23 protein-coding genes are annotated in these 21,237 nt (G+C 68.8%); 11 read left to right on the top strand and 12 right to left on the bottom strand.

The genetic code is table 11. From position 1 onward, the window contains the following. Window positions 1-19 precede the first annotated feature (19 nt). From ACGFIF_RS34815 to ACGFIF_RS34805, 3 genes are all read right to left on the bottom strand, one after another. A complete protein-coding gene (locus ACGFIF_RS34815) occupies window positions 20-1,195 on the bottom strand; it encodes a hypothetical protein (protein ID WP_393160353.1) in 1,176 nt (391 codons plus the stop codon). 93 nt (window positions 1,196-1,288) lie between these two features. After that, on the bottom strand, window positions 1,289-2,107 hold the full coding sequence (locus tag ACGFIF_RS34810) for an ABC transporter permease (RefSeq protein WP_393160352.1): 819 nt from the start codon (window positions 2,105-2,107) through the stop codon (window positions 1,289-1,291). Beyond that, on the bottom strand, window positions 2,107-3,078 hold the full coding sequence (locus ACGFIF_RS34805) for an ATP-binding cassette domain-containing protein (protein WP_393160351.1): 972 nt from the start codon (window positions 3,076-3,078) through the stop codon (window positions 2,107-2,109). The genes ACGFIF_RS34810 and ACGFIF_RS34805 overlap by 1 nt, the downstream gene beginning before the upstream one ends. Before the next feature lie 88 nt (window positions 3,079-3,166). On the opposite strand from ACGFIF_RS34805, the gene ACGFIF_RS34800 reads away from it, so the two are divergent. Beyond that, the gene (locus ACGFIF_RS34800; RefSeq protein ID WP_393160350.1) at window positions 3,167-4,135 is read left to right on the top strand and encodes a helix-turn-helix transcriptional regulator; all 969 of its coding nucleotides are present in this window, start codon (window positions 3,167-3,169) and stop codon (window positions 4,133-4,135) included. Further along, entirely contained in the window at window positions 4,132-4,716 is a 585-nt protein-coding gene (locus ACGFIF_RS34795; protein ID WP_393160349.1) for a YdeI family protein, read from the top strand. The genes ACGFIF_RS34800 and ACGFIF_RS34795 overlap by 4 nt, the downstream gene beginning before the upstream one ends. Here ACGFIF_RS34795 and ACGFIF_RS34790 read toward each other — a convergent pair whose 3' ends face one another. The 5 genes from ACGFIF_RS34790 to ACGFIF_RS34770 form a co-directional block, all read right to left on the bottom strand. Continuing rightward, window positions 4,717-5,526: a phytanoyl-CoA dioxygenase family protein gene (locus ACGFIF_RS34790; protein WP_393160348.1), complete on the bottom strand. Its 810-nt coding sequence runs from the start codon at window positions 5,524-5,526 to the stop codon at window positions 4,717-4,719. A 46-nt stretch (window positions 5,527-5,572) separates the two neighbouring features. Next, window positions 5,573-6,532: a prolyl aminopeptidase gene (gene pip / locus ACGFIF_RS34785; RefSeq protein ID WP_393160347.1), complete on the bottom strand. Its 960-nt coding sequence runs from the start codon at window positions 6,530-6,532 to the stop codon at window positions 5,573-5,575. A gap of 57 nt (window positions 6,533-6,589) precedes the next feature. Continuing rightward, entirely contained in the window at window positions 6,590-7,498 is a 909-nt protein-coding gene (locus ACGFIF_RS34780) for a UbiA prenyltransferase family protein (protein ID WP_393160346.1), read from the bottom strand. Between the two features lie 63 nt (window positions 7,499-7,561). Next, complete coding sequence (locus tag ACGFIF_RS34775) at window positions 7,562-8,392, bottom strand: virginiamycin B lyase (protein ID WP_393160345.1); 831 nt, start codon at window positions 8,390-8,392, stop codon at window positions 7,562-7,564. Then, window positions 8,379-9,941 carry an ABC-F family ATP-binding cassette domain-containing protein gene (locus ACGFIF_RS34770; protein WP_393160344.1) on the bottom strand — a complete coding sequence of 521 codons (1,563 nt, stop codon included), beginning with the start codon at window positions 9,939-9,941 and terminating at the stop codon, window positions 8,379-8,381. Before ACGFIF_RS34770 ends, ACGFIF_RS34775 begins: the two co-directional genes overlap by 14 nt. Before the next feature lie 103 nt (window positions 9,942-10,044). On the opposite strand from ACGFIF_RS34770, the gene ACGFIF_RS34765 reads away from it, so the two are divergent. Further along, window positions 10,045-10,647, top strand: a complete 603-nt coding sequence (locus tag ACGFIF_RS34765; protein WP_393160343.1) for a TetR/AcrR family transcriptional regulator — start codon at window positions 10,045-10,047, stop codon at window positions 10,645-10,647. Window positions 10,648-10,662: 15 nt separating this feature from the next. Beyond that, window positions 10,663-11,430 (top strand): SDR family NAD(P)-dependent oxidoreductase, encoded by a 768-nt coding sequence (locus tag ACGFIF_RS34760; protein ID WP_393160342.1) that lies wholly within the window; start codon window positions 10,663-10,665, stop codon window positions 11,428-11,430. 9 nt (window positions 11,431-11,439) lie between these two features. On the opposite strand, the gene ACGFIF_RS34755 is transcribed toward ACGFIF_RS34760, so the two are convergent. Continuing rightward, on the bottom strand, window positions 11,440-12,957 hold the full coding sequence (locus ACGFIF_RS34755) for an LCP family protein (protein WP_393160341.1): 1,518 nt from the start codon (window positions 12,955-12,957) through the stop codon (window positions 11,440-11,442). Between the two features lie 119 nt (window positions 12,958-13,076). Between ACGFIF_RS34755 and ACGFIF_RS34750 the strand changes: the two genes are divergently transcribed. Continuing rightward, window positions 13,077-13,556: a GNAT family N-acetyltransferase gene (locus ACGFIF_RS34750; RefSeq protein WP_393160340.1), complete on the top strand. Its 480-nt coding sequence runs from the start codon at window positions 13,077-13,079 to the stop codon at window positions 13,554-13,556. Window positions 13,557-13,675: 119 nt separating this feature from the next. Continuing rightward, window positions 13,676-14,479 carry a DUF3152 domain-containing protein gene (locus tag ACGFIF_RS34745; RefSeq protein WP_393160339.1) on the top strand — a complete coding sequence of 268 codons (804 nt, stop codon included), beginning with the start codon at window positions 13,676-13,678 and terminating at the stop codon, window positions 14,477-14,479. Between the two features lie 48 nt (window positions 14,480-14,527). Here the strand turns inward: ACGFIF_RS34745 and ACGFIF_RS34740 are convergent, their stop codons facing one another. Next, window positions 14,528-15,109, bottom strand: coding sequence for a MarR family transcriptional regulator (locus ACGFIF_RS34740; RefSeq protein ID WP_393160338.1), 582 nt, complete (start codon window positions 15,107-15,109; stop codon window positions 14,528-14,530). 260 nt (window positions 15,110-15,369) lie between these two features. On the opposite strand from ACGFIF_RS34740, the gene ACGFIF_RS34735 reads away from it, so the two are divergent. Further along, a complete protein-coding gene (locus tag ACGFIF_RS34735) occupies window positions 15,370-15,600 on the top strand; it encodes a hypothetical protein (RefSeq protein ID WP_012924486.1) in 231 nt (76 codons plus the stop codon). A 229-nt stretch (window positions 15,601-15,829) separates the two neighbouring features. Here ACGFIF_RS34735 and ACGFIF_RS34730 read toward each other — a convergent pair whose 3' ends face one another. Then, a complete protein-coding gene (locus ACGFIF_RS34730; protein WP_393160337.1) occupies window positions 15,830-16,195 on the bottom strand; it encodes a VOC family protein in 366 nt (121 codons plus the stop codon). A 37-nt stretch (window positions 16,196-16,232) separates the two neighbouring features. Continuing rightward, a complete protein-coding gene (locus ACGFIF_RS34725; RefSeq protein ID WP_393160336.1) occupies window positions 16,233-18,905 on the bottom strand; it encodes an alpha/beta fold hydrolase in 2,673 nt (890 codons plus the stop codon). A gap of 59 nt (window positions 18,906-18,964) precedes the next feature. Between ACGFIF_RS34725 and ACGFIF_RS34720 the strand changes: the two genes are divergently transcribed. From ACGFIF_RS34720 to ACGFIF_RS34705, 4 genes are all read left to right on the top strand, one after another. Beyond that, window positions 18,965-19,621, top strand: coding sequence for a DUF998 domain-containing protein (locus tag ACGFIF_RS34720; protein WP_393160335.1), 657 nt, complete (start codon window positions 18,965-18,967; stop codon window positions 19,619-19,621). Next, on the top strand, window positions 19,605-20,054 hold the full coding sequence (locus ACGFIF_RS34715; protein ID WP_393160334.1) for a YdeI/OmpD-associated family protein: 450 nt from the start codon (window positions 19,605-19,607) through the stop codon (window positions 20,052-20,054). The genes ACGFIF_RS34720 and ACGFIF_RS34715 overlap by 17 nt, the downstream gene beginning before the upstream one ends. Then, window positions 20,054-20,410 carry a YciI family protein gene (locus ACGFIF_RS34710; protein ID WP_393160333.1) on the top strand — a complete coding sequence of 119 codons (357 nt, stop codon included), beginning with the start codon at window positions 20,054-20,056 and terminating at the stop codon, window positions 20,408-20,410. The genes ACGFIF_RS34715 and ACGFIF_RS34710 overlap by 1 nt, the downstream gene beginning before the upstream one ends. Before the next feature lie 84 nt (window positions 20,411-20,494). Then, entirely contained in the window at window positions 20,495-21,127 is a 633-nt protein-coding gene (locus ACGFIF_RS34705) for a nucleotidyltransferase domain-containing protein (protein WP_393160332.1), read from the top strand. Window positions 21,128-21,237 lie beyond the last annotated feature (110 nt).

The raw sequence follows: 21,237 nt of genomic DNA, 5'->3' as shown, positions 1-21,237 counted from the left end.
GCGGGGGCCTTGCAAGCGATCAGCGGTGGCTGTGCTGCAACTCGACGTACTCGGAGTGCGTCATCTCCTGCAGCTCGGAGGCTGCGGTCTTGGCCTGGATGTTCGCGCCCTGGCCGACGGCGCCGCCGCCGAAGACGATGTTCGCCCAGTTGTTCTGTGCGGTCAGCGTCGTGTTGGTGTTGTCGTCGTTGATGTCCGCCGCGGTCGTGTCGGTGGCGTCACCGTCGCAGTTCCAGTCGATCGGCGAGCTGGCCGCACCGGCGGTCGTCCGGGTGGTGCCGTTCGGGCACTTCCATTTGGTCTTGAACGCCGAGGCCGAGCTGCCGAGACCGACCGACTCCTTCAGGCTCGTCTCGTTCAGGGCCGCCGGTGCGACGTTCGAGTAGCCCCAGTACAGCGTGCCGTTCGACTTCAGCACACCGCCGAGCTGGAAGAAGTAGTTCATCACGCTCAGGTAGTTGGGCTTGTAGTTCCCGTGGTCGGTGCCGCCGTGCCGCAGGCCCAGGTTGTGGCCGAGCTCGTGGATGAAGGTGCCGACTTCCTGGTCGTCGGTGCCGGCCCAGCCGCACTTGGGGCCGACGGTCACGATGAACGTGTCGTTCGGGATCGCGAACGCCTGACCGCTGCTGCAGCCGCCGTCGTAGCTGTCGGCCCAGAGCATGTAGTGGAAGACAGCCTTGCGGGCGCTGGCGAAGTTCGCGTTCTTGATCGCCGTGGTCTGTGTGCCGGACGGCTGCAGGTTGTTGTCGTACGCGACCTGGTTGCCGCCGCCGAGGTTGTACGCCGAGCCGGCCGCCGCGCCGGCGTCGAGGTGGATCTTGATCCCGGTGGTGCCGTCCGGGTTGCTGACGGGTGCGGTGGCGAAGACCTGGACGATCCGGTCCAGCCCGGCGGTGCTGGTGAGCCGGCCGGACATGTAGTCCATCTCGACGAACAGGTCCTTCTTGGTCGGCGACGCACCCATCGCGGGCAGGTTGACGTCGATGGTGCCGTCACCGTTGGCGTCGTACCCGTGGGTCTCCCAGGTGTCGGGCAGCGAGTCGCCGTCGGTATCGGTGGCCAGGGGTGCGGCGGCGACGGCTGCGGCTCGCGGTTCGTCGGCCGACGGAGGGACGGCAGCCACCGCGCTCGTGGCGGCGAGCGCGGTGGCGGCCAGGGAACCGAGCATGGTGAGCAGGGCAGGGCGGGGCCTCATCAGATCTCCTTGTGGGCGGTGGGTGATCTGTCCGCCACCGTAGGTGATCTGGTTCACTTTGCGCGGCTCAGCAGAGCCAATGGCCCAATTGGGTCAGTTGGCCGAGCGCAGCATCGCCCGGATGCCGACGGTCAGGCCGAGGATCGCGGTCACGATCGCGGCGACCCAGCCCCACAGCGCGGCGCTGGAGAACACGTCACCGGAGAACAACGTCCGCTCGGCGTCGACGACGTACGACAGCGGGTTGAACTTCGCCGCGACCCTCATCCAGCCCGGGCCGGTCTCCAGCGGCAGCAGCATCCCGGACAGGATCATCAGCGGGAACAGGAACGTCTGCTGCACCACCCAGAACATCCAGTCCTGCTTGCGGACCGCGATCGCCAGCGCGTAACTGAACGCACCGAGCCCGATCCCGAACACTGCCAGCAGCGCCAGCCCGACCAGCGCGCCGCCGAGGTGCAGGTCGAACGCGAACGGCGTCATCACTGCGATCACGATCACCGCCTGGCCGAACAGCGGCACCATCTCCTTCAGGGCCCGGCCGACCAGCAGCGACGACCGCGACAACGGCGTCACCAGCATCCGCTCGTGCGCACCGGTCTGGAACTCGAACAACAGGTTCGCGCCCGTGGTCGACGTACCGAACAGCGTCGTCATCACCAGGATCGACGGCACGAACCACTGCCACACGCCGTCGCCGAAGGTGCCGCCCATCGACCCGGACAGCAACGGCCCGAACAGGGCGAGGAACACCAGCGGCTGGATCATCCCGAACAGCAGCGAGAACGGATCGCGCAGCACCGGCTTCAGTTCCCGCGTCATCACGATCCGGATGTCGCGGACCAGGCTCCGCCGGGCCTGCGACTCGTCCGCGGCGGTGAGGTCGAACGCGGAAGCGGTGAGGGTGGTCATCAGGCTGCCTTTCCGTTGGTCTCGGCCTCGCGCAGGCTGCGGCCGGTCAGGTTGAGGAACACGTCGTCGAGGGTCGGGCGGTGCACCTGCGCCGCCGCGACCGGAATGCCGCCCTGCTGCGCGGCGGTGATCAAGGCAGGAAGGGCCGCCGGTCCGTCCGCGACCCGGACGCTGAGCTCGTCGCCGACGGCAACCACCTCGCGGGCCCCGGGCAACTTCTCGGCCAGCTCGGCGAGCCCCGGCAGGTTGCCAGGAGCAACGGTCACGGCGAGCCGGTCGCCGGCCAGCTTGGTCTTCAGCGCGTCGGCGGTGTCATCCGCGATCACCTCGCCGTGGTCCACCACGACCACCCGCTCGGCCATAGAGTCGGCCTCGTCCAGATAGTGCGTGGTCAGCACGATCGTCATCGCGTACTGCTCGCGCATCCGCAGGATGTGGTCCCAGAGGTTCGCCCGGTTCTGCGGGTCGAGTCCGGTCGAGGGCTCGTCCAGGAACAGCAGTTTCGGCGCGTGCACGAGCCCCATCGCGACATCCAGCCGGCGACGCTGACCGCCGGACAGCTCGGACACCTTGCGACCGGCGAGCTCGGTCAGCTCGAGCGCTTCCATCAGTTCGCCGGTACGACGCTTGGCCGCGCGCCGGTCGAGTCCGTAGATGACGCCCTGGCCGATCAGTTCGTCGCCGGCCCGCTGGTTGTGGCCCGCGCCGTTGCCCTGGCCGACGTACCCGATCCGGCGCCGTACCTGGCTGGGGTGCGCGGTCACGTCGTACCCGGCGACCGTCGCCGTACCCGACGTGGGCGCGATGAGCGTGGTGAGCATCCGCAGCGTGGTGGTCTTGCCGGCGCCGTTCGGGCCGAGGACGGCGACCAGCTCGCCGGGTTCGACGTCGAGGCTGATGCCGCGGACTGCGTGCACGGTCTCGGTGCGGCTCACCACGAAGTCCCTGGTGAGCTCTCGGGTGCTGATCACGATGTCTCCTTCGGTCTTGTTCCGTTGGGGACGACATTTCCAGCAGTAGAGGACAGGTTCTGGCCGTTACTCGTGGCAATCTGAACTCATGTCCGAAACCTCGGCTCGACTTCTCTCGCTGCTGTCCCTGCTCCAGGCCCGCCGCGACTGGCCGGGTGCGCTGCTGGCCGAACGCCTCGAGGTCAGCCCGCGCACGGTCCGCCGTGACGTCGACCGGTTGCGCGACCTCGGCTACCCCGTGCGCGCGACCAAGGGACCGGACGGCGGCTACCGCCTCGATGCGGGCGCCGACCTGCCTCCGCTGCTGTTCGACGACGACCAGGCGATCGCGGTCGCGGTCGCTCTGCAGACCGCGACCACCACGGTCACCGGCATCGAGGAGGGCGCACTCCGGGCGCTCGCGACGGTCCGCCAGGTGATGCCGGCCCGGCTGCGGCAACGGGTCGACGCACTCCAGGTGACGACGGTCGACCGGTACGCCGACAGGCGTCGTACGACGGTGGACTCGGAGCAGCTGATCGCGATCGGGATGGCGGTCCGGGCCCGGGAGGTACTGCGGTTCGACTACGCGTCACCGCGGGCGTCGGAGGAGGAGTGGTTGCCGCCGCGGAAGGTCGAGCCGCATCACCTGGTGACATGGGGCGGCCGGTGGTACCTGGTCGGCTGGGATCTCGACCGGAAGGATTGGCGCACATTCCGGGTGGACCGGATGACGCCGAAGACACCCACCGGTCCGCGCTTCACGCCGCGCGAACTGCCCGCGCCCGACGTGGCGTCGTACATCTCCAACCAGTTCAGCCGCCAGAGTCAGTGGCCGTGCCAGGGCGAGGCGATCCTGCAGGCGAAGGCCTCCGACATCGCCCAATGGGCCGGTCGCGACGCCATCGTCGAAGAGATCACCCCGACCAGTTGCCGGCTGATCCTGTCCGGCTGGTCCTGGACCGGCCTGGCCGCGAACTTCGGCATGTTCGAGTGCGACCTCGAGTTCGTCGGTCCCCAGGAACTGAAAGACGCCGCAACCCACCTCGCCAACCGCTACACCGCGGCCGCCTCATGAGCTCCGAGGTCATCGTGGCCGACGCGCACGCCTGGCACACGTGGCTCAGCGAGCATCATCAGGCCAACGACGGGATCTGGCTGGTGCTCGCCAAGAAGAACGTGACGACGCCGACGAGTCTCTCCTACGACCAGGCCCTCGACGAAGCGCTCTGTCACGGCTGGATCGACGGTCAGCGGAAGGGACGCGACGACAGCACTTTCGTGCAGCGGTTCACGCCGCGGCGCGCCCGCAGTCTGTGGTCGAAACGGAACGTCGGAATCGTCGCCCGGCTGGAGCGCGAGGGCCGCATGGTGGCCGCCGGCCGCGAACAGGTCGAACGCGCCAAGGCGGACGGCCGGTGGGAGGCGGCGTACGGCGGCTCCAGTGACATCGAGGTTCCGGCCGACCTGGCCGAGGCACTCGCCGCCGAACCGCGGGCGCAGGCGATGTTCGACATCCTGACCAGCGCGAACCGGTTCGCGGTCCTGTACCGGGTGACGTCGCCGAAACGAGTAGAGACCAGGGCGCGGCGGATCGCGCAGGCCGTCGAGCAGCTCGCTCGGGGGGAGACGATCTATCCGCAGAAGCGGACGCTCTGATCAGTACAGGACTGGGTTCATCGGGGAGGAGACCTGGTCGCCGGGCTGGTTCCCGGGCATCCAGGTGGCGAGGTCGGCTTCCTGGAACTTGTTGGCCGGTGGGGAGATCTCCATCGCGGCGTCGACGTAGATGATCGTCATCACCCGCCGCGGTACGTCGGTCTGGTTCGGCGGTGCGTGGTGGAAGGTCCAGCCGAGGTGGTAGCTGACCTCGCCGAGTTCGTACGGCTCGGAGACCTCGGGGAAGTCCTGCTCGGCCAGCGCCTCCTGCAGCACGCGCTCGGACTCGTCGCTGATCGGCAGGTCCCGTCCGTGTTCGAAGACGTGGCTGCCCGCGGCGAACGACAGCGGACCCATCTCCATCGGCGTCTCCTGCAACGGCACCCACACCGTCACACACCGGTCGGTCGCGAACGGCCAGTAGTACTGGTCCGCGTGCCACGGCGTGACGCCGCCGCCGGACTCCTTGTAGAGCGCCTGGTCGTGGTACAGCCGCACCGACTGCACACCCAGCAGTTGCGCCGCGATCCGGGCCAGTCGCGGCGACGACACGAACTCGAGCACCTGCTCACTGTCCTGCCACAGGTTCATCACCTGCAGGAACGCCTTCCCGTACGTGTCGCGCTCCTCCAGCGGCAGGTCCTGGGTGTTCAGCTCGATCACCTTGCCGGTGATCTCGGGCTCGTATGCCGCGATGGTCTCCGGGCTGAGCACGTTCTTCAGCTTCACGAATCCGTGCTCGGCGAAGTGGGCGACGGCGGACCGGCTGAGGGTGTAGTCGGTCACGAGCTCCGGGCGGGTCAGAGTCATGCCTCCCAAGGGTTCCGGTGCCTCCAATCGATGTAAAGATCAGTGATCAAATCTTTGCGGTTTGTGCGAACCGGTTCAGTGCCGCCAGGATCAGTTCGTTCGTCCGGCGCCCACCGGCCCCGTGGCCCTCCTGCTCGACGAGGTGCAGCTCCGCATCCGGCCAGACCTGAGCCATCCGCCAAGCGATGTCCGGCGGGCCGCTGATGTCCAGCTTGCCGTGGATCAGCACCCCCGGAATCCCCGCCAGTTTGTGCGCCTCGCGTTCCAGGACACCTTCGTCCAGCCAGGCCGCGTGACCCCAGTAGTGCGTGACGAGCCGGGCGAAGCGCAGCCGGAAGACCGGATCGTCGTACCGGGAGTCCGGCTTCCAGCCCGGATGTGTCCGGACATGGGTGTCCTCCCAATCGCACCAGTCCTGCGCCGCCTTCGCGCGGACGGCCGGATCCGGGTCGTGCAGGAGCCGGCTGTAGGCGAGCGGCAGATTCCCTTCCCGCTGGTCTTCCGGTACGCCGTCGCGGAAGCGGGCCCACTCCTCCGGGAAGATGCGGCCCATGTCCCGGGTGATCCACTCGACCTCACGCCGGGTCGTGTTGGTGACGCTGAACAGAACGATCTCCGAGATCGCCTCCGGATGCTGCTCGGCGTACGCGAGTCCGAGGGTCGCGCCGTGGGACGCGCCCAGCAGCAGCCACTTCTCGATACCGAGCAGGGTGCGGATCTGCTCGAAGTCCGCGATCAGGTGGGCGGTGGTGTTGGTGCTCAGGTCCACGTCCGGCTCGGCGGCGTCCGGCGTACTGCGGCCGCAGTTCCGCTGGTCGACCAGCACCACCTTGTACACCGACGGATCGAAGTACCGCCGCCACGAGGCACCGGCCCCGGATCCCGGTCCGCCGTGGACCACCACGGCCGGCTTGCCGTCCGGGGTGCCGCAGACCTCCCAGTAGACGCGGTGGCCGTCACCGACGTCGAGCAGGCCGTGGTCGTACGGCTCGATCTCGGGATACATGGGCGACTCCTCTGATCTAACAGTGCTGTTATATCCAAAGTAACAGCACTGTTAGGTCTACAGCACCCCGGTATAGGTCAGCGCGAAAGTGCCGCAGGGGAAGAGGAACAGCGAGGCCAGCACGATCACACCTTTGAACGTCTGCCCCGGCCCGATCAGCCGCCGGTACGCCGCGATCAGCACCGGCACCATCACCACCTCGAGCACCAGCATGCTGCGCGGGATGATCGTGTCCGTCGCGGCCAGGACCACTGACAACGCCGCCGCCGCGATCCAGGCACCGAACCCGATCAGGTACGTCGTCCGCGCGCCGAACCGGACCGCGATGGTCTGGTAGCCGGCGGCCCGATCGGCCTCGAGATCGGCGAGTGTCGTCGGCAGATACAGACCGACCGCGGCCAGCGTGCCCTGCAGGCCCATCAACCACGGGAAGTCGCTGAGATCGGGATTCACCGCCGCCCATCCGGCGAGCGGTCCGAACGCGCCGAGCGCCAGCGCGTTCACCGCGACGTCGAAACCGGCCCGCGTCTTCAACCGCACCGGCGGCACGCTGTAGGCGTAGCCGAGAAGAACGGCGAGCAGCACCCCGAAGGCGAACACGATCCCGACGTGCAGGCTGATTCCGACCGCTGCGACCGCGGCGGCGAAAGCAAGCCGCTTCACGGCCCGCAGCGTGATGCGGCCGTCGAGCAGTGGGGACTTCGACTTGCGGGGATTCAGCCGGTCACTCGGAAGGTCGTACGCGTCGTTGATCGCCAGCACCGCGAGCCAGACCAGCGGACCCATCACGACGGCGCCGACGATCAGTCGCGGCCACTCCTCGAGCGGCGGAACGAGCTGCCGCGTCGCGAGCAGGATGCCGACGTAGTACGGCACGATCGACACGACCCAGAAGGCGGGCCGTCCGACCGCCAGCACGTCCCGAACTCGTGGTGTCGCTGTCCGAAGTCCCACCGTCGTGGTCACATCACCACTCTGCTCCCGACGGCCGGGACCGGTCCTCCTTCCGGAGAGTGAACCCCCTCACTCTCACGGTTGAATGTGAGCAACGGAACCCTTCTCCAACGCGACCCAGACCGATCCGTCGGCGTCCAGCACCAACCCGTGCGGCTCCGAACCTGCGCCCAGGTCGATCTGTTCGATCAGGTTGCCCGCGGCATCCAACCGGGCGACCGCGGCCGCGCCCCACAAGGTGATCCAGCACCCGCCGTCGTCCGTCGCCACCACCGCATGCGGCTTCGAGTCGGCCGGTAGCGGGAACTCCTCGATCGTGCCGTCGGGTGTGATCCGGCCCGCCTGCGCGGCAAGGATCTCCACGAACCACACCGCGCCGGCACCGGCACTGATCCCGACCGCCCCGACCGCCTCGGTCGGCAGTGGGTATGCCGTCACATCGCCGGTCGTGGTCATCCGCCCGATCGCGTTGCCCTGGTTGAGCGTGAACCACAGGTGGTCAGCCGCGGTGATCATCGCCGGGAACGCCCCACTCGTCCCGATCGGGTACGTCGACACGTCGCCGTCGAGAGTCACGCGTCCGACCTGATCCGTGTCCATCAACGTGAACCACAACGCGTCATCGGGTCCGACGCAGATCCCAAACGGCGACCCGGGCACATCGAAGCTCGCTCCGTCTGAGCGCCCGATCCGGTTGTCACCGCTGCGGGTGAACCACAGGGCATCGTCCGGACCCGGCACGATCACACTCGGCCGAGAATCTGGCGCACCCAGGTCGAAGCGATCCCCGGACAGTCGAGCGACCACGCCGGCGTGGACGAGCGTCGTCCATACCTCGCCGTTGGCGACGGCAACGCCGTACGGACCCTCGTTCGGTCCGGCGACAGTGAACTCAGTGACAGACAAGGCTGGCCTCCTTCAGATCGAGCACCGCGCCACGCCAGCCTGAGTTGAACCGGCGGTCATGGCTGACCACGACGAGCGCACCGGCGTACCCGTCGAGCGCTGCCTCCAGTTCCTCCACCAGCGCGAGCGACAGGTGGTTCGTGGGTTCGTCGAGTAGCAGGACGTCGTACGGCGTGGACAGCAGGCGGGCCAAGGCGAGTCGGCGGCGTTGGCCGGTGGACAGTGCGCGGACCCGGGTCTGCAGTTGGTCCGCCCGGAAGAGGCCCAGGTCGGCGGCGCCGTTGAGCGCCTCGCGGAGGGTGTGGTCAGGTCGTGCCTCGGTGCTCTCCTGTGGGAGGTAGCCGATGCGGCCGCGGCGTTCGACGTACCCGGAGTCCGGGTCGAGCCGGCCGGCGAGTACGTCGAGCAGGGTGGACTTGCCGACACCGTTCGGTCCGGTGAGCAGGAGTCGGCCGTTTACCTCGAACGAGATCGGCTGCAGCCGGTCGGCGACCGAGACTCCGACCGCGTCCAGGCCGGCCGGCGATCCCGTCGTGCGCAGGGATGCGGTGAACTTCAGCGGCTTGGCCGGCACCGGTGGGGGATCATCCTCCAGTCGGCGGAGGCGTTCCTTCGCGTTGCGGATCTTGCTGCGCTCGGCCTCGTTGACGCGACCGGTGGCGCGGTCGTACGCGACCTTGTTGTTGTCCTTCATCGCGCCCCGGTGCGAGACCCGGTCGGCAGTGGTCCGGACGGTGACGCGCATCGCGGCGACCTCGTCCTCCCAGAGTTGGCGGGCCTGCTCGAGCCGGGCGCGTTCGGCCGCCTTCTCGGTCAGGTAGCCCTGGTAGCCGTTGCCGTAGCGGCTGATCCGGTGTGTGTCGCCGTCGACCTCGAACAGTGTCGATGCCACCCGCTCCAGGAACGCCCGGTCGTGCGAGACCACGACGGTCGTGCCTCGCCTGGATCGGAGGTGATCCTCCAGCCAGATGGCGGCGGAGATGTCGAGATGATTCGTCGGCTCGTCGAGCAGCAGGATCTCGGGGGAGGACGCCAGTACGGCGGCCAGGTGCAGGCGGGCGAGTTCGCCGCCGGAGAGTGTGGACAGCACTCGGTCGCCGGGGAGGTCGCTCAGGCCCAGGCCATGAGTGGCTCGGGCGAACCGGGCGTCCGCGTCGTACCCCTCACGGACTTCGAAGGCGGTCTGCAGGTCGCCGTACTCGTCGAGGACGCCCAGGTTGCCGGCGGCAAGGAGTTGCTCGAGTTCGCGCAGCCGGGACTCGATCCGGCGGAGGTCGGCCAGGGCGTGGTCGGCGAGTGCGGCCACGTCGTGGTGGCGTTGCAGCGGGTTGTCCTGGGCAAGGAAGCCGATGCTTCCGGCTGCGACGACCGAACCGTCGGTGGGCGGCTCGAAGCCGGCCGCGATCCGCAGCAGGGTCGACTTGCCGGAGCCGTTCTCACCGATCAGCCCGCTGACCTGTCCCGGTGGGAAGGCGCAGGTGATCTGGTCGAGGACCGGACGGTGGTCGTAGGACTTGGTGAGGTCGTGCAGGGACAGCTGGGTAGACACAGGGATCCTCCTGACGCGCGCGGGGTTCGTTGCGGAACGGCCGGGGGTCAGAAGATCACTGCTACCTCCACTAATGCGACGACAGTTGCGTTAAGATGATGCCATGACGACGGGTGAGCGCGCAAGCAGACCGGGCGGGCGGACCGCTCGGGTGCGGGCCGACGTCCTGGCGGCGGTCGAGGCCGAGCTCGCCGAGCACGGGTACGACGGGCTGACGATCGACGGGGTCGCGGCCCGGTCCGGTGTCCATCGGACCACGGTGTACCGGCGGTGGAAGACCGTCGCCGGGCTGCTCGTCGACCTGCTCCAGGCCGGGCTCGACGACTCGTGGGAGCCGGCCGACACCGGGTCGCTCGAAGGGGATCTGGTCGAACTCAACCGCGAGGTGCACATCGCGCTCACCGAGCGTCCGTCGATCACGCAGGCGGTGATCGCGGCGTCGTTCCGTACACCGGAGGCCGCGGAGGCGCTGACCGCGTTCTGGGCCGACCGGTATCGCCGGAGTGCGGTCGTCGTACGGCGGGCCGTCGTACGGGGTGACGTGGAGCCGGCGACCGATCCGCATCAAGTGGTGATGGCGGCGACCGCGCCGCTCTACCACCAGCTCGTCCTGCTCCGGCAGCCGCTGTCCCGGGCCGCGGCTGACCGCTACGCGAGAGCGGCCGCCGCGGTAGCTCTCGCGGGCATAGGCTCCAGTCACGCCTAAGTTGAGGAGAGAGCTTTGACTGGACGTCTGACGAACGAGGTCGTGCTGGTGACCGGGGCCGCGCGCGGCATCGGGCGGGCGGTGGCGGCGAAGGCCGCTGAGGAAGGTGCCGCGGTCGCGCTGGTCGACGTACTGGCCGATCAGCTCACCGCGACGACCGCCGAACTCCAGGAGACCGGTGCCAAGGTCGCGGCCGCGGTCGGCGACATCACCGACGAGACCTCCGTCCGGCAGGCCGTCGAGAAGCTGACCGACGACCTCGGCCGGCCGATCACGGTGCTGGTCAACAACGCCGGCAAGAACGCGTACGCCGACGCGACCAAGATGACCGTGCAGGAGTGGGACAGCGTCTTCGACGTGGACCTGAAGGGCGCCTGGCTGATGGCGCGGCAGGTGCTGCCGGCCATGATCGAGAACCGGCACGGCTCGATCGTCAACATCGCCTCGATCCACTCCAGCCTGACCACGGCCGGCATGTTCCCCTACGCCGCGGCCAAGTCCGGACTGGTCGGGATGACCCGCAGCCTTGCCCTCGACGTCGCCCCGCACCAGGTCCGCGTCAACGCCGTCAGCCCCGGTTACATCGGCACCGACCTGCTCGAGGAGTTCTTCGACACCATCCCCGGCGAACGCGAGAAGGCCCTCAGCGTCCACCCCCTCGGCCGCATCGGCACCCCCGAGGACGTCGCCGAAGTCGTCTGCTTCCTCGCCTCCCCCGCCGCCGCCTTCGTCACCGGCGCCAACTGGTCCGTCGACGGCGGCCTCGGCGTCCGCTACGCGTAGTCAGCCCGCTCAGTTGGGGTTGTAGGCGCAGTCGGTGGTGAGGTCGGCCGGGTGGGTGGGGGTGGTTGTGGGTCTGGTGGGTTTGGTGGTGGGGCGGCGGGTGGGAGTTGTGGTCGGGCGGGGTTTGGTGGCGGGTGGGTTGAGGGCGGTCTGGACGAGGGAGCGCATGGCGGCGTAGTTGGGGTTGCGGCCGTTGGGGTAGTTGCGTTCCTTGTCCAGGTCGATGTTGGTGATCTTGGCGGACTTGACCTTCTCCCCGAGGGTGATGAAGTGGCGAAGGAGGTCCTGCGGGATGTCGGTGCGGATGAGTTGCTCGCCGGCCTTGGCGATGGACTGGTAGTTGGCGAGCACGTTCTGCGGGGTGGCGCGTTCGACGATCGCCTTGATCGTGCAGCGCTGCCGCGCCTGGCGGGCCACGTCGGCACCCGGGACCCGGTACCGGCCGCGGGCGAACCAGAGGGCGTCGGTGCCGTTCAGCTTCCGGTTCGGGCCCGGCTCGAGGTAGCGGCTCGGCGGGATCTGCTTGTCGTCGTTCCCCCCGACCGGGACGGGGTAGTTGATGTTCACCGTGATCCCGCCCAGCGCCTCGACCACCTGCTCGAACCCGGCCAGGTTGATCTGCACGTAGTAGTGCAGCTGCAGCCCGAGCGCCTCCCCGACCGACAGCTTCAGTACATCGGCGCCCTCGTTGTCCGACGGCCCGAGGATCCCGTGATGCAACTCCGGCACCTTCCGGTACATCGCGTCCAGATAGAAGTTCGACTGCTCCTTCGGACCGTTCGGATCCCAGAAACCGGTCGGGTAGATCTTGTACAGCGGCGAGTTCTTCGGGAACGGCATCCGCATCCAGTTCCGGGTCAGCGAGATCAGCGCGGTGTCCCCGGTCTTGGTGTCGATACTCGCGACCATCACCGTGTCGGTCCGCGTTCCGTCCCGGCCTTCGCCGTCGTCCGCGCCGAGCAGCAGCAGGTTCAGCCGCGGGAACTGCGCCCACACGTCCTTCGTGTTGGTGATCGTCGGCCGGGTCTGGCTCTTGGATTTCTCGTTCCCGAACACCTTCCGCACCAGACTGCGCTGCGCCATCAACGTCTGCGCGCCGAGCGCAGTACTCGAGGCCAGACCGAAGCACACCAGCCCGACCACCACCGCCCCGAACAGCCGCGACGCCGGCCGCGCCGCCAGCGGCCGCAGCATCTTGTACGACGTGACGAGTACGACGACCCAGCAGAGTGCGACCGCACTCAGCCCGCCGACCATCCACAGCAGCAGGTCCGGATCCAGTGCCCACGCGATCACGTCGTCCCGGCGCTTCAGACCGACGTACGCCGCCGCGCCGTACAGCGCGAGGCTGATCGTCGTCACCAGGACACCGAGCCGGAACCGCCGCGCGAGCAGGTACGCCGTACCGGGAAGGAGCACACCGACGACCGCGAGCGCGAGCGCGCCGAGGGAGGACCGTTGCCGCGACTTCGACGGCCGGGCTCGACCGGGCCGGGCGGCGCGACGGGCTCTGCTGCTCGGGGACACGGCGCTCCATCGGTCGGCGGCAAGACAGGTGGACGCGTCCCCGGTGCGCGTCCCCTTCGTTCGATTCACTGACCGGACAAAAAGTTCGGCAGGGATTTCCGGCCTGGCAGGATGTGGTGGTGACCGACATTCAGGTACGGCGGGCCAAGCCGGACGATGCGGACGCCTTGGTCCGGCTCCGCGGGCTCATGCTGGCGGCGATGGGCACCGATATCGGCGGCCCGGACGCGCCGTGGCGTGAGATCGCGCGGCAGTGGTTCGCCGAGCAACTCAGCTCCCCCGAAACGTTCGCGGCGTACGTCGTCGACGACCCGGCCGTCGGTGTGGTCGCGGGCGCGGCGGGCAACGTCTACGTCCACCCGCCGGGCCCGAAGGACATCACCACGCTCCGCGGCCACCTGTACAACGTCAGCACCGAGCCCGGCTTCCGCCGCCGTGGTCTGGCCCGGGCCTGCGTGGTCGCGCTGATGGACTGGTTCCGCGACGAGACCGCCGTCGGCCAGATCGAACTGCACGCCACGCCGGACGGTATCGACCTCTACCGCGCGCTCGGGTTCATCGAGGCGAGCTACCCGACGCTCCGTCTGCGCTTGGGCTGATCCTTCTCCACCGGTTGGCGGAGAAGGGTTAGTGGGCACTCGGGCAAGAACGGAGTGAGAATGCGCTCAGAGGGGCGCTGTGAGGAGCTCGCCAGATGCGCCGTTGGAGTGTTGTCAGGATGACCGGGTTGGCGGTCGCCGTCGTGGTCGCGATCGGTGCGTTGTACCAGCTACCGGCCAGTCCGTTCGCGCGCACCGGCTACCCCGAACGCCCCGCCCCTTCGACCAAAGCAGCCGCCGCCGAGACTGATGGGCAAGCCGTCCAGCAGCCGGTCAAACCCGTTGATCCCGGCGATCGATCCTCGTCGACGCCGGTGCGCCCCCAGCCGGTGATCACCTACCCGGCCCGCGGCACCGTCTCGTACGCCGTTCTGCCGGAGAATCCGGCGGTTATCGGCCGGTCCGGCCGGCTGCTCACGTTCCAGATCGCGATCGAGGGCGGTATCAACGGCATCGACCGGATCGCGCTGGCGCAGTTCGTCCGGGCGACGTACGGCGCACCGCAGGGCTGGGCGTCCGGCGGGCAGTGGCGCTTCCGGCAGGTCGGTCCGGGGGAGAACCCGGACTTCACTCTGATGCTGGTGACTCCCGCGACGCGCGACACCATCTGCGGCGGCGGATACGATCGCTACACCAGTTGCCGGATCGGCGATCGCGTCGTGCTCAACATCGCGCGCTGGGTGCACGGCGTCCCGAAGTACGGCGCGTCGCTGGCGGCGTACCGGCAGTACATGATCAACCACGAGACCGGTCACCGGCTCGGCCGCGGCCACGAATTGTGCCCGGGACCCGGCCGGCCGGCGCCGGTCATGCAGCAACAAACGCTGGGCCTGCACGGCTGTACGCCGTACTCCTGGCCCTACGCGAACGGCGTCCGCTACAAGGGCCGCCTGGGTCAGTACAACGACCCTATTCCTCGATGATCGACAGAATGTTGCCCGCCGGATCCTTGAACCAGGCGAGCGGCGGGGTCAGTTGTGCAGAGCGGCGGCTGGGAAGGACTGGGTGACGGTCGCGGTGACGGCGGCGGACTCGAGGCCGTCGGCGACAGTGTGCAGCAGCCGGACCAGGTGGGCGGCGTCGGTCGGGCCGAGAATGCCGGTGACGACGTCGAGGACGCGGACGGTGAGACCGTCCAGCTGGGACAGGCGGGCCTGACCCAGTGAGGTGACGACCAGGCGCGGGTCCGTCCGGACCATGCCGAGGGCCTCCAGTTCGGCGATCGCCAGCTCGGCCTCGCCGGTCGTCGTACCGACCTGGTCGGCGACCTCCTCGGCAGTGGTCCGGCCGTTCGCGACCGCGCTCAGCGTCAGCGCCGTCGGCATCTTCATCCCGACCGCGTCCTGCAGGCCGAGGATGAGCGGGTGGGCGTGCCCGCGGACGCGTTCGACCGCGTCGAGCAGGCGGAGCGCGTCGCCGACATCACTGATCAGTTGCTCGGTTTGAACGGCGGCGAGAGCGGTGGGTTGGATCCGATCGGGTGCTTGCACGACCCCGTTGGCACCCCGATCGGGCACGGCCAGGGCCTTGGTTCCAGCGTCTTCGATGGTCACGTAAACCAGCGTACGGAGTCCCGCCGACAGCCCGGCGTGTCGTTCCTGAGGAAACGCTGTGAATTCGTATTCGAACAAAGGCTCGAAGAATTCGATTCTGGTCGGTCTCGAAAAAGTGTCCCGAATCGCGATCGGGGCGTGACTTACGGTCCGCGTCCTCCGTTGGATCTGACGTGACGGTGAACACACGGCGCACCGACACCGCGCTCGCTCCGCGCTCCCAGGCCGACCACCCCTTTGAGCAACAGCCAGGAGGAAAAGTGACAACCGCCACCGCCACCCAGACGTCTGAGCGCCGACGCGTCCGAGTCTGGTTCGGTGAGCACGTGATCGCCGACTACAACGCCGAGCCGGCGTTGGCCGAGCGGTACGCACACGCCATGAGCCGTCGGTTCGCCGGCCTCCGGGTCACCAACGACCCGATGCCTGCCGTCGACCGGCTCCCCGACCCCCTGCCCGGCGAGCGCATGTGGGACGTAGCACCCCGCTGAGAAGCAACCGGTACCTTTACGCGTTCCGTATCTCACCAGACAACCCACCCGGAAACGCGACCGGTCGAGAACCTCACCTCGATCACCAAAGGTGCCGTTGGCGGCAAGCGGGCGCTGGCGCTCTGCCCCCCGCTTGCCGCCTCTCTCCCCTGAATGCGCCTGATTGCACGACCTGAAGAAGAGACCCCGTCCGCACCGGTTCCCCAAGGCCGGTGCGGACGTTTCTTGTTCAGAGGCCGGCGTAGTACTCCGGCTTCATCTGGATGAGCTGGACGTAGTTGCCGTCCGGGTCGACCAGGGTGGCGAACCAGCCGACCCCGCGGTCCTCCGGGTGCACCAGCCACTCGACGTCGAGGGTGCGCAGGTGGGCGGCCGCCGCCTCGATGTCGTCGACGGCGAAGTTCACGATGCACCGGCCGGGTTCCGCGGTCTTCGCGGCGACGTCGTCGCGCTGCTCGATCACCAGGCCGAAGCCGCCGAGGTTCAGGTTGCCGTAGCCGTCGACCTCGGCGTGGAAGCCGTCGCGGTACCAGGTCTTCAACCGCTCCGGGTCGGTGCTGCCGAGCAACATGCTGTTCAGAACGGGTTGTCCCATATGCCTCTGTCCTTCGTCGGGAGAGCTGCCGATCAGCTCACACACCCGGTACGTCGGAACCACCCGGGCGGCCTCGACACGAGCCGATGAACCTCTCGACGATCGGACCGAGCACATCGGGCTCGACGTCGTGCGGATGACCGTCCATCGTCAGCCGCCGCCCGTCCGGGAGCAGATCGGCGACCACCTGCGCGGTGTTGCGTCGCCAGTCCCGGCTCTCGCCGCCGTCGATCACCAGGGTGGGCATGGTGATCGCGGTGGCCCAGTGGTCCGGGATGGTGAAGTCGCCCATCACGAGGACGTCGTACGCCAAGGTCGGTGCCAGCGCCTCCAGGTCCTTCCAGAGTGGGGCGGACCGCATCGGCGCGAGGACCTCGGCCGGCATCTCGACCGCCTGGACCAGGAACAGTTCGGTTGCATCGCCGTACCGGTCCTGCTTGACCAGTTCCTGCAGCCGGACCGCGAAGTCGGCCGCGAGCCGCGGCCGGGTGTCGTCGATGATGAACGGCGGCTCGATCAGCAGCAGTCCGAAGATCGGTACGCCGTACACCGCCGCCTCGGCCGCGAGCACCGCGCCGGACGAGACACCCAACGCGTACGCCGGACCGCCCGCCGCGTCGACGACCGCGGCCAGATCCTCGAATTCCCGCTCCACCGACCACGGCAGCACCTCACCGCTGTCGCCGCGACCACGCCGGTCGTAGGTCACCGCGGTGAACTGCCCGGCCAGCCGCTTGGCCAGCGGGATGAACGTCCGCCGGTCGTTCAGTGCGCCGCCGACGAGAACGATCGCCGGGCCGCTGTCGCCGTACGTCTCCAGCACGATCGGCGTACCGTCGGCCGACGTGACGGTCGTTGTCCGAGGCAACATTGCTGATGGGCTCGCGGAACGCGCAGGCGCGTCGCCGTACAAGCCGCCGAGATAGGCGAACAGCTCGCTGTGGCCGTAGAGCCGAGGCTCGGTGTGGCGGGCCAACCCTTCGAAGTACCGCTCGTACCGTCGCCGGGTCGTCTCGAGCTCGCCCACTTCCTCCAGTCGCTGCAGGCAGAACGCGCGGACTGTCTCCAGCAGGCGGTACCGCGACCCGGACGTCCCGTCCACGCGGACGACGAGCGACCGATCGACCAACCGGCTCAGCAACTCCGCGACATCAGCCACCGGTACGTCGTCGCCGGCACACACCGCCTCGGCCGCGGCCAGTGTGCAGCCGCCGGGATGTGGTGCGAGTCGGCGCAGCACCGCCCGCTCCGGTTCGCCGAGGAGATCCCAACTCCACTCGACCATGGCCGACAGCGTCTGTTGCCGATCGGGTAGACCGCGCTGTCGATAACGATCGTCGAAGCGGTCGACCAGGTCGCGGACGCCCATCGCCGCCACCCGGCTCGCGGCCAACTCCAGTGCGAGCGGAAGCCCGTCGAGCCGGCGGCACAGCGCAACGACAGCTGCGGCGTTGTCGGCGGTCAGGCTGAAGCGCGGGTCCGCCGCCGACCCGCGCGCAACGAAGAGCTGAACGGCCGGGCTGTCTGCCGCGTCCGTCTCCGCCGATGGGAGATCCAGCGGCGGCACCGGCCAACGATGTTCGCCCGCAACGGTGAGCGGTTCCCGGCTCGTGGCGAGAATCCGCAGACCGGGCGACTCCCGCAGCAACCGGGCAGCCACCTCCGCGGCTGCCTCGACCACGTGCTCACAGTTGTCGAGGACCAGTAGCCCGGTCGTCGCTTCGACCAATGCCGACACCTCGTCGGCGCCGGCCCCTGCGTCCAGCGCGGCGAGCTCGACCAGCCAGGCCTCGTCGCCGGTACGACGCGCGGCCGCAAGCGCGAGGCTGGTCTTGCCGACGCCACCCGCTCCGGTCAGCGTCACCAGTCGCGCCGACGCGAGCCGCTCGACAACCTCGTCCACAGCGGCATCCCGGCCGATCAACTCGACCTCGGTCGGCAGATTGGTCCGTGCAGGCTCTCTGGCTGCCGGCGCCTCGGTGAGGACCTCCTGATGCAGCGCGACCAGGTCCGGACCCGGATCGAGCCCGAGCTCATCGGCCAGCCGATGCCGCAGGTCGGCGTAGCTCTCCAACGCCTCCGCCTGCCGGCCCGCTTGATGCAGCGCCCTCATCTGTACGGCGCGCAGCCGCTGCCGCAACGGGTTCCGGGCCACGAGTTCGGCCAGCTCGGCCACCAGTTCGTCGTACTCACCGAGCACCAGCCGCGCCTCGGCGTACGCCTCCTGCACGGCCAGCCGCTCCTCGTCGAGCCGGTCGATGGTCGCCCGGGCGAACGCGTCCTGCGCGACATCGGCGTATGCCGGACCGCGCCAGAGCGTGAGCGCGTCGGCTAACGTCGCGGCGCGCATCCGCGCGTTGCCGGTCTGCCGCGCCCGCGCCGCGAGTGCGCGGAATCGACCGGAGTCGACGGCCTCCGCGGCAACGGTGATGAGGTAACCGGCGGGCGTCGTCTGCACCAGGTCGCGGGCGCCCGGCTCGGCCTCGTCCAGCGCCTTGCGCAGCTGGGAGACCCGGGTCTGGAGCGTCGCGGTCGGATTGACCGGCAGCTCGTCGCCCCACAGATCGTCGATGATCGTGGCTGCGGCGACCGCGCGACCCGCGTGCAGCAGGAGATCGGCCAGCAGCGCCCGCACTTTGCGATCAGGAAGCCGCACCACTTGGCCGTCGTCGGTCCACCCGGTGACCGGCCCCAGCACGCCAAATCGCATGCGGCTCAGCCTAAGACTTCCAAAGTCTTTCTGAAGTGGCCGGACGCAGGCTTACCGCCATGACAACCACAACCAAGCAAACGGCACCACCCCTGCTGCTCGCCGGTGCACTCGCCGGCCCGCTGTACGTCGGCATCGGCACGATCGAGGCGATCGTCCGGGACGGCTTCGACATCCGCAAGCACTCGCTGAGCCTGCTCGCGAACGGCACCGGCGGCTGGATCCACTCCACGATGATGGTCGTCACCGGCCTGCTCACCGTCGTCGGTGTTCTCGCCTTGCGCCAGGCGGGACTCCGGTCCCGCTGGGCCATCGGCGGTCTCGTCGTCTACGGCGCCGGCGTCGCGGCGGCCGGGTTGATGCGGGCCGATCCGGCCCTCGGGTTCCCGCCGGGGACGCCTGATGCGATGCCCGAGACGATCAGCTGGCACGGGTTCGGCCACGTGATCGCTGGGTTCCTCGGCTTCATCGGTCTGATCGTCGCGTGCTTCGTGCTCAGCCGTCGGTTCGGCCGCCAGGGTGACCGGCGCTGGTCCCGCTTCTCGCTGGTGACCGGTGTGGTCTACCTCCTCGGCCTGGTCGGCCTCGGCGCCGGCAGCGGCACGGCCGCCGTCAACCTCGGCTTCACGGTCGCTGTCATCCTGGGCTGGACCTGGATCACCTTGCTGATGCTGCGCGCCCGCGCGGAGGGAGTCTCCGATGAAGTTCACGGCTGAGCTCGAGTCCAGCGGCAAGACCGCGGCCGGTTTCGAGGTACCTGCGGACGTCGTGGAGGCACTCGGCGGCGGTGGGCACCCGAAGGTCAGCGTGACCGTCAACGGGTTCACCTTCCGCACCTCGATCGCCCGGATGGGTGGCCGGTTCATGCTCGGCGTCAGCGCGGAACGTCGTACCGTTGCCGGGGTCTCGGCCGGCGACGTACTGGAGGTCGACGTCGAACTCGACACGGCTCCGCGTGAGCTCGACGTACCCGAGGAGCTCGCCGCGGCGCTCGCGGCCGACGTGGCGGCGCAGGAGTTCTGGCAGACGCTGAGCTACAGCAAGCAGCAGTGGCACGTGCTGCAGGTGACCGGTGCGAAGACCGAGGAGACCAGGGACCGCCGGATCGAGAAGTCGATCGGGATGCTGCGCGAAGGGCGGGCCCGGTAATGCGATTCATCGCCGTACTGCGCACGTCCGAGGCCCACGGCTTCCCACCACCCGCGCTGCACGAAGGCATCGCCGAACTCGGCGCGGAGGCCGCCCGCAGCGGTGTCCTCGTCGATACGGCGGGCCTGCTCCCGATCGCGACCGCCACCCGCGTCGGTGTGCGCGCCGGCCGCCTCACCGTCACCGACGGTCCGTTCGAAGACCCGGCCCCGCTCGGCGCCTACGCCGTGTACGACGTCGCCACCCGCGACGAGGTCGTCCACTGGACCAAGCGCTTCATGGACCTACACCGCCGCACCTGGCCCGGCTGGGAAGGCGAATCCGAAATCCGCCAAATCTTCGGCCCCGAATCCTGACCGCCTGCCACGAGGTTCTGATGGCAAGTAAAGTAGCGATACTGATACTATAGTTGTGATATAAAAACTATAGTAGGGATTCTGATGGATCTGTCGCAGCCGATCAGTACTGTGATCCCGTCGCTCGACGGTCCCGTCCTGGCTGTGCTGGCTCGGACCACCGAGCCGCTCACCGGCCGGAGAGTCCAGCAGTTGGCTGGGGTGGGTAGCGAGCCCGGCGTGCGGAAGGTGCTGCAGCGGTTGACGTCGACCGGCTTGGTCGGTGCGTCACAAGCCGGCGCGAGTATTTTGTACACGCTCAACAGGCAACACCTCGCCGCAGCCGCGGTTGAGCAGTTGACCACCATGAGGCAACGACTGATCGACCGGATTCGCGCCGCCATCGACGACTGGGCGATCCCGCCGGTCCACGCGAGCCTGTTCGGCTCGGTCGCTCGTGGCGACGGAGGGCTCGACAGTGACATCGACATCCTTCTGATCCACCGGGACTTCCCTGACCCACTGCCTGCCGAGTGGGCGGGCCTGGTCGGCGATCTCGCCGACCAGGTGTTCCGCTGGACCGGGAATCATGCCCAGCTGTACGAGCTCAGCCTTGCTCAGTTGGACGAGCACCTCGCCGCCGACGAGCCGATCGTCCAGGAGTGGTCCCGCGATGCCGTGACGGTGGCAGGCGTCGGGTTCCGTCACCTCCGGAGCGCGCGCCGGATCGCCCGATGACGCCGCGAGCCTTAGGCCGGACGCAGCCATGCGGTCGGGAGCAGGCACGGGTCCGTCTCACCCAAGCCCGTGCGCTTCTCGAGGTCGCCGCCCTGGTGGCTGCGGTCAAG

It is taken from the genome of Kribbella sp. NPDC049174 (assembly GCF_043197365.1).
In the GTDB taxonomy this organism is placed as follows: Bacteria; Actinomycetota; Actinomycetes; order Propionibacteriales; family Kribbellaceae; genus Kribbella.
The sequence above is the reverse complement of the archived record's forward strand: the minus strand, read 5'-3'. Positions and strand labels throughout refer to the sequence as shown.

Coding starts and splice junctions, on each gene's coding strand:
- ACGFIF_RS34815 (WP_393160353.1), bottom strand. CDS start 1,195: ATGAGGCCCCGCCCTGCCCTGCTCACCATGCTCGGTTCCCTGGCCGCC.
- ACGFIF_RS34810 (WP_393160352.1), bottom strand. CDS start 2,107: ATGACCACCCTCACCGCTTCCGCGTTCGACCTCACCGCCGCGGACGAG.
- ACGFIF_RS34800 (WP_393160350.1), top strand. CDS start 3,167: ATGTCCGAAACCTCGGCTCGACTTCTCTCGCTGCTGTCCCTGCTCCAG.
- ACGFIF_RS34795 (WP_393160349.1), top strand. CDS start 4,132: ATGAGCTCCGAGGTCATCGTGGCCGACGCGCACGCCTGGCACACGTGG.
- ACGFIF_RS34790 (WP_393160348.1), bottom strand. CDS start 5,526: ATGACTCTGACCCGCCCGGAGCTCGTGACCGACTACACCCTCAGCCGG.
- pip (WP_393160347.1), bottom strand. CDS start 6,532: ATGTATCCCGAGATCGAGCCGTACGACCACGGCCTGCTCGACGTCGGT.
- ACGFIF_RS34765 (WP_393160343.1), top strand. CDS start 10,045: ATGACGACGGGTGAGCGCGCAAGCAGACCGGGCGGGCGGACCGCTCGG.
- ACGFIF_RS34745 (WP_393160339.1), top strand. CDS start 13,676: ATGACCGGGTTGGCGGTCGCCGTCGTGGTCGCGATCGGTGCGTTGTAC.
- ACGFIF_RS34730 (WP_393160337.1), bottom strand. CDS start 16,195: ATGGGACAACCCGTTCTGAACAGCATGTTGCTCGGCAGCACCGACCCG.
- ACGFIF_RS34725 (WP_393160336.1), bottom strand. CDS start 18,905: ATGCGATTTGGCGTGCTGGGGCCGGTCACCGGGTGGACCGACGACGGC.
- ACGFIF_RS34720 (WP_393160335.1), top strand. CDS start 18,965: ATGACAACCACAACCAAGCAAACGGCACCACCCCTGCTGCTCGCCGGT.
- ACGFIF_RS34715 (WP_393160334.1), top strand. CDS start 19,605: ATGAAGTTCACGGCTGAGCTCGAGTCCAGCGGCAAGACCGCGGCCGGT.
- ACGFIF_RS34710 (WP_393160333.1), top strand. CDS start 20,054: ATGCGATTCATCGCCGTACTGCGCACGTCCGAGGCCCACGGCTTCCCA.
- ACGFIF_RS34705 (WP_393160332.1), top strand. CDS start 20,495: ATGGATCTGTCGCAGCCGATCAGTACTGTGATCCCGTCGCTCGACGGT.